Source organism: Methylorubrum podarium (assembly GCF_022179745.1).
GTDB lineage: Bacteria > Pseudomonadota > Alphaproteobacteria > Rhizobiales > Beijerinckiaceae > Methylobacterium > Methylobacterium podarium.
Genome location: NZ_BPRD01000289.1, coordinates 1 through 6,738, shown reverse-complemented (window position 1 = coordinate 6,738; position 6,738 = coordinate 1). Strand labels below are relative to the sequence as shown.

At 69.7% G+C, this 6,738-nt stretch carries 4 protein-coding genes, 1 tRNA gene and 1 pseudogene; 5 read left to right on the top strand and 1 reads right to left on the bottom strand.

All coding sequences use genetic code 11. The annotated features are described in order from the left end of the window. From MFF42_RS14735 to MFF42_RS14725, 3 genes are all read left to right on the top strand, one after another. The coding region (locus tag MFF42_RS14735) for an ABC transporter permease (protein ID WP_238256402.1) at positions 1-899 on the top strand (899 nt) is incomplete at its 5' end. A gap of 77 nt (positions 900-976) precedes the next feature. Next, complete coding sequence (locus MFF42_RS14730; RefSeq protein WP_238256401.1) at positions 977-3,400, top strand: phosphoketolase family protein; 2,424 nt, start codon at positions 977-979, stop codon at positions 3,398-3,400. A gap of 141 nt (positions 3,401-3,541) precedes the next feature. Further along, on the top strand, positions 3,542-4,666 hold the full coding sequence (locus MFF42_RS14725; RefSeq protein ID WP_238256400.1) for an FAD-dependent monooxygenase: 1,125 nt from the start codon (positions 3,542-3,544) through the stop codon (positions 4,664-4,666). 171 nt (positions 4,667-4,837) lie between these two features. Here MFF42_RS14725 and MFF42_RS14720 read toward each other — a convergent pair. Next, a tRNA-Gly gene (locus MFF42_RS14720) sits at positions 4,838-4,911 on the bottom strand. A 280-nt stretch (positions 4,912-5,191) separates the two neighbouring features. On the opposite strand from MFF42_RS14720, the gene MFF42_RS14715 reads away from it, so the two are divergent. Both MFF42_RS14715 and MFF42_RS14710 read left to right on the top strand, forming a co-directional pair. Further along, positions 5,192-6,208 (top strand): ABC transporter ATP-binding protein, encoded by a 1,017-nt coding sequence (locus MFF42_RS14715; protein ID WP_373875185.1) that lies wholly within the window; start codon positions 5,192-5,194, stop codon positions 6,206-6,208. 112 nt (positions 6,209-6,320) lie between these two features. Then, a pseudogene (locus tag MFF42_RS14710) lies at positions 6,321-6,738 on the top strand (iron ABC transporter substrate-binding protein); the annotation flags it as partial.

Sequence of the window (6,738 nt, the reverse complement as noted above, 5' to 3'; positions counted from 1 at the left end):
AGAGCGTCGTGCCGCTCACGCCCGCCGAGATCGATCCCGCCATGGATACCGGCCGGCTCGTCTTCGTGGTCGAATTGCCGCCACGGCTGCAGAAAGACGTGCTCTCCGGCCGCCCGGCCGAGGTGCAGCTCGGCGTCGATGCCACGGCCATGACCCAGGCCGGCAACGGCTCGATCTACATTCAGTCCATCATCGCCCAGGAGGTCGCCCGCTTCGCCGCGCGCAGCGATCTCACGGACGTCGCCCCGGTGCAGGTGGTGACGCGGGCCAAGTTCAACCCGAACCTCCAGACGAGTTGGTTCACCTCGGTGATGCAGGTGATCAACAACATCACCCTGCTCACGGTCATCCTCACCGGCGCCGCGCTGATCCGCGAGCGCGAGCAGGGCACGGTGGAGCACCTGCTGGTGATGCCGCTCGTGCCGGTCGAGATCATGCTCGCCAAGGTGGTCGCCAACGGGCTCGTCATCCTCGTCGGCGCGGGCTTCTCGCTGGTCGTCGTCGTGGAATGGTGGCTCGGCGTGCCGATCGCCGGCTCCATCCCCCTGTTCCTGTTCGGGGCATGCCTCTACGCCCTCGCGGTCGCCGCGCTCGGCATCCTGCTCGGCACCATCGCCAGTTCGATGGGCCAGTTCGGGCTGCTCGTCATCCCGATCCTATTGCTCATGCAGCTGCTCTCGGGGAGCAGCACGCCGATGGAGAGCATGCCGTTCTGGCTCCAGATCCTGGTGCAGACAGTGAGCCCGACGCCCCACTTCGTCGCCTTCGCCCAGGCCGTGCTCTACCGCGGCGCCGGCCCGTCCGTGGTCTGGCCGCAGCTCCTCGCGCTCATCGCCCTCGGCACCGTCTACTTCGCCTTCGCCCTCGTCCGCTTCCGCCGCGTGATCTTCGGCGTCTGACCGACGACACGCCCGGCCGGATTCCGGCCATCACCCGACGGGCCGCGCCCTCAGGCCCCGTCAGCCAGGAGACGCCCATGACCGAGCCGACGAATCCGCAGCGGCCGACCCCCGCCCCGGACGGCGAGGAACTCGCCCTGATCGACCGCTACTGGCGGGCGGCGAACTACCTCTCGGTCGGGCAGATCTACCTGCTCGACAACCCGTTGCTGCGCGAGCCGTTGAAGCCCGAGCACATCAAGGCGCGCCTGCTCGGCCACTGGGGCACGACGCCGGGACTGAACTTCATCTACGTCCACCTCAACCGGCTGATCAAAGCGCGCGACCTCGACGCGATCTACATCTGCGGCCCCGGCCATGGCGGGCCGGGCATCGTGGCCAACACCTATCTCGAAGGCAGCTACAGCGAGGTCTATCCGGACATCGCGCAGGATACGGAGGGCATGCGGAGACTGTTCCGGCAGTTCTCCTTTCCCGGCGGCATCCCGAGCCACGTCGCCCCCGAGACGCCCGGCTCGATCCACGAGGGCGGCGAACTCGGCTACGCCCTCGTCCACGCCTTCGGCGCCGTGTTCGACAATCCCGACCTGATCGCCGCCTGCGTGGTCGGCGACGGCGAGGCCGAGACCGGGCCGCTCGCCGCCTCCTGGCACTCCAACAAGTTCCTGAGCCCGGTGACCGACGGCGCGGTGCTGCCGATCCTCCATCTCAACGGCTACAAGATCGCCAACCCGACCGTGCTCGCCCGCCTGCGCGACGACGAGCTGGAAGCCCTGTTCACCGGCTACGGCTACGAGCCGTTCTTCGTCGAGGGCGATCAGCCCGAACCGATGCACCGGGCGATGGCCGAGACGCTCGACCGCGCGGTGGACCGCATCCGGGACATCCAGGCCGAGGCGCGGGGCGGCGGCATGGGCTTCCGGCGTCCGCGCTGGCCGATGATCGTGCTGCGCAGCCCCAAGGGCTGGACCGGGCCGAAGACCGTGGACGGCAAGCGGGTCGAGGGCTTCTGGCGCGCGCATCAGGTGCCGGTCGGCAACGCCCGCAGCGATGACGGGCACCGCAAGATCCTCGAAGACTGGATGCGGAGCTACGCGCCCGAGACCCTGTTCGACGAGACCGGGCGCCTGCGCCCCGAACTCGCCGCGCTCGCGCCCGAGGGTCCCCGGCGCATGGGCGCCAACCCGCACGCCAATGGCGGCCTGCTCCGACGCGAGTTGCGGCTTCCCCGCTGGCAGGATTTCGCCCTCGAGGTTCCTCGGCCCGGCGCGGCTTTCGGCGAGGCGACGCGCACGCTCGGGCACTATCTCCGCGACGTGGTCCGGCTCAACGCCGAGGCGCGCAACTTCCGCATCATGGGGCCGGACGAGACCGCCTCGAACCGGCTCGACGCGGTGTTCGAGGCGACCGACCGCGTCTGGATCGAGAATATCGAGCCCTACGACGTCAGCCTCGCCCACGAGGGCCGGGTGATGGAGGTGCTGAGCGAGCATCTCTGCCAGGGCTGGCTCGAAGGCTACCTGCTCACCGGCCGCCACGGCCTGTTCTCCTGCTACGAGGCGTTCATCCACATCGTCGACTCGATGTTCAACCAGCACGCCAAGTGGCTGAAGGTCTCGCGCGAACTCGGCTGGCGGCGACCGATCGCGTCGCTCAACTACCTCCTGACCTCCCATGTCTGGCGCCAGGACCATAACGGCTTCAGCCACCAGGACCCCGGCTTCATCGACCTCGTCGCCAACAAGAAGTCGGACATCGTCCGGGTCTACCTGCCGCCGGACGCCAACACCCTGCTCTGGGTCGCCGACCACTGCCTGAAGACCTACGACCGCATCAACGTGATCGTGGCCGGCAAGCAGCCGCAGCCGCAATGGCTGACCGCCCACGAGGCCGGGCTCCATTGCGAGGCCGGCATCGGCATCTGGCCCTGGGCCGGCACCGACGAGAGCGGGCTCGAGCCCGACGTCGTGATGGCCTGCGCCGGGGACGTGCCGACGCTCGAAACCCTGGCCGCCGTCGATCTGCTGAGGCGCGCCGTGCCGGGCCTGAGGATCCGCGTCGTCAACGTGGTCGACCTGATGACGCTCCAGTCGGACAGGGACCATCCGCACGGGCTGTCGGACGCGGAGTTCGACAGTCTCTTCACGCGGGATAAGCCGGTGATCTTCGCCTATCACGGCTATCCCTATCTGATTCACCGGCTGACCTATTCGCGGGCCAACCACGCCAACATGCACGTGCGCGGCTTCATCGAGGAGGGCACGACGACGACGCCCTTCGACATGGTGGTGCTGAACGAGCTCGACCGCTTCCACCTCGCCATCGAGGCGATCGACCGGGTGCCGGGACTGGTCACGCGGGCGGCGGGGGCCAAGCAGGATTTCCGGGACCGCCTGACTGCGCACAAGCTCCACATCCGCGAGCACGGCGAGGACATGCCCGAGATCCAGGGCTGGAAATGGCCCTACGAGACCCGCCGGGAGGGTGACGCACCGCACTGAGCGGGATCGTCCGGGCTGTCCGCCCGCCCTCCGAGCTCCAAGCAGGCTTGCGGCCGGGCGCGAGACAGCGTCAATCCGGCATCCGAAGCGGAGCGTCGCCGAATGGCGCGCCGGCGCATGGGCGGGAAGGGCCGCAGCCTCATGGACACGCAACAAGCCGGCCGGGTGCTCATCGCCGGAGGCGGTATCGCGGGGCTCGCCGTCAGGCGGGCGCTGCACCGGCGGGGCATCCCGTCGCTCACGCTGGAGCGGCGCGGCGTGCAGTCGGATGCGGGCCTGGCGATCAACCTGCCCGGCAACGCGGTGCGCGCCCTGAGCCAGCTCGGTCTGCTCGACGGGCTGCGCGCGGCCGGCTCGCCGGTGCGGCGTCGCGAGTACCGCACCGAGCGCGGGCGCCTGCTCTTTTCCGTGGACGAGACCGCGTTCTGGGGCAGCGAGACCGGACCGCACTGCCTGCGCCGTGCCGACCTGATGCGGCTGCTGCAACAGGACCTGTCCCCCGGCGACATCCGGCCGGGTTCCGGGATCGCTGCCATCCGGCAGGAGCCGCGAGGGGCCGAAGTGCTGCTGGAGGATGGTACGACGGAGTCGGGCGGCCTGCTCGTGGGGGCGGACGGCGTCCACTCGACCATTCGGCGCGGCCTGTTCGGCGATCAGGCCCTCGGCACGGCGATGCTGGCGCGGCAGAGCTGGCGCTTCATGACACCCAATCCCGGCATCGAGGCCTGGACCCTGTGGGCGGGAACCGGCGCCCTGTTCCTGCTCATCCCGGTCGATCGCGGCGAAGCCTATGGCTGGGTCTCGGTCAGCCGAGGCGGCAACGCCGATCCCGAAGCGATCCGCGGCGCCTTCGCCGCCTTTCCCCGGCTGGTTTGCGATACGCTCGACGCGGTTCTCTCACGACCGGACGCGATCCATCACTCGCCGCTGGAGGAAGTCCGGATCCCGGTCTGGGTGCGCGACCGCGCCGTCCTGCTGGGCGACGCGGCCCACGCGACCGCGCCGGTCTGGGCGCAGGGCGCGGCGCTCGCGCTGGAAGACGCGCTCGTGCTGGCCCGCCTGCTGTCGGAGCGGACGGATTGGAGCGGGGTCGGAGCGGAATACGAGCGCCTGCGCCGTCCCCGTGTCGATCATGTCCAGCGGATGACGGATCGCCTGTCGCGCACGGCGCGGTGGCCGGACTGGGCGAGGAACCTTCTGCTGCCGGTCGTCGGCCCGCGCAGCTACCGCGCCACCTACGATCCGCTTCGCATGCCGGTGGTCTGACCCGGTTTCCGGTTGATCACCTCGGGTTCTGCCCGAGTCCGTCATCGCGAGCGTCAGCGAAGCGATCCAGAGCGCGACCTATCCGGATCTGGCGCGCCCTGGATTGCCACGGCTTCGCCTCGCAATGACGGTGGAGAGACCGAAGCGATCAAGCGGATCAGCAGGAAAAATTGGAGCGGGTGAAGGGAATCGAACCCTCGTATTCAGCTTGGTAGGCTGCTGCTCTACCATTGAGCTACACCCGCCGACCGCGACTCACACCGGGCACCGGTTTCCCGGAAGCCCTCCGCACAGGGCGGCGTGGCGAGCGGCAATGCAGCGGGGCGATAGCACGCCTCGGTCGCTTTGAGAAGCGCGAAGCAGGATCTCGCCCCGACGCAGAAGCTGTGCGAGGGAGAAGGAATTGCCGTGCAAGCGGCCCGGTTTCAGGCCTCTCTCTTGTTCCTTCGTCGCAAGACAGCACCTCCCCCGCCCTCCCGACACGCCGACGCGCAGGTCGCCTCCTCCTCGTCGGCGCGCCTCGACATCCGCGGCGTGAGCCGGCGCTACGGCCGGACGCTGGCGCTCGACGACGTGTCGCTGTCCCTGTCGCCGGGCGAGATCCTGGCCGTCCTCGGCGATTCCGGCTGCGGGAAGAGCACGCTGCTGCGGCTCGTCGCCGGGCTCGATGCGCTCGATGCCGGCGAGATCCGCATCGATGGCCGGCGCGTCGCGGGGCGCGGGGGCGACGAGCCGCCGGAGACCCGCGGCGTCGGCCTGATGTTCCAGGACTACGCCCTGTTTCCCCATCTCACCGTGCTGGCCAATATCCGGTTCGGCCTGAGCCACCTGTCGGGTGCGCAGGCGCGGGCCGTGGCACGGGAGCGCCTCGCCGAGGTCGGGCTGGCCGGTCGTGAGGAGAGCTATCCGGCGACGCTGTCCGGCGGCGAGGCGCAGCGGGTCGCGCTGGCGCGGGCGCTCGCGCCGCGCCCGCGGGTGCTGCTCCTCGACGAGCCGTTCTCGAATCTCGACGCCGGCACCCGCGAGCGGGTTCGGGCCGACACCCTCGCCGTGCTGCGCCAGGACGGCATCAGCGCCATCCTCGTGACCCACGACGCCGCCGAGGCCGTCGAGTTCGCCGACCGCATCGCCCTGATGCGGGGGGGCCGACTGATCCAGTGCGACACCGCCGAGGCCCTGTATCGCGCGCCCGTCGATCCCTTCGCCGCGAAGGCGCTCGGCGAGGTCGTGACCGTGGCGGGCCTCGCCTCCGGCGGCCGGCTGACGACGCCGCTGGGGACGGTTCCCCTGCCCGCTCCCGCGCCCGACGGGGCCGTGCAGGTGTGCCTGCGTCCGGAAGCGATCCGCATCGTGCCGCCCGGCGAAGGCGTTCCGGGCCGGGTCCTGCGCCGCAGCTTCGCCGGCGCGAGCACCCGCATCGACGTCGACGTCGCGGGGCTCGACACCCCTTTGCGTCTCACCGCGGCGTTGGACGATGTCGTCGAGGACAGGGTCGAACTGAGTCTCGTCGAGGGCAGGGTCTTCGTCTTTCCCAGTCCTTGATCGGCCCAGCAGCCCATTTTTTATCTGGAATAAGTATAAATCATCAGCCTTGTCGGTTTAACCGGCGCTCTTTAACACCCGACGAGCATCGACAATGCTCGGGGGGAAGAGAATGTTGCGGCTGCGGCGCTTCGGTTATCTCGTGGGATTCGGCCTCGCCTTGGCTCTGACCGGCCAAGCCGAGAGCGCCGAGGTGAACCTCTACACGACCCGCGAACCGGGCCTGATCCGGCCGCTCCTCGATGCCTATACCGCCAAGAGCGGCGTGACGGTGAACACCGTGTTCGTCGAGAAGGGCTTGGCCGAGCGCGTCGCGGCCGAGGGTGCCCGCAGCAGCGCCGACGTCCTCATGACGGTCGATATCGGCAATCTGATCGAGTTGGTCGACCGCGACCTCGCCCAGCCGGTCCGCTCCGCCGCCCTGGAATCGGCCGTACCGGCACCCCTGCGCGATCCGGACGGGCGCTGGTTCGCGCTCTCCATGCGCGCCCGCGTTCTCTACGCCGACAAGGCGCTCGGCGAGCTGAACG

Bases quoted from the DNA above. Each gene is read 5' to 3' on its own strand.
- MFF42_RS14725 (WP_238256400.1), top strand. From the start codon at position 3,542: ATGGACACGCAACAAGCCGGCCGGGTGCTCATCGCCGGAGGCGGTATC.
- MFF42_RS14730 (WP_238256401.1), top strand. From the start codon at position 977: ATGACCGAGCCGACGAATCCGCAGCGGCCGACCCCCGCCCCGGACGGC.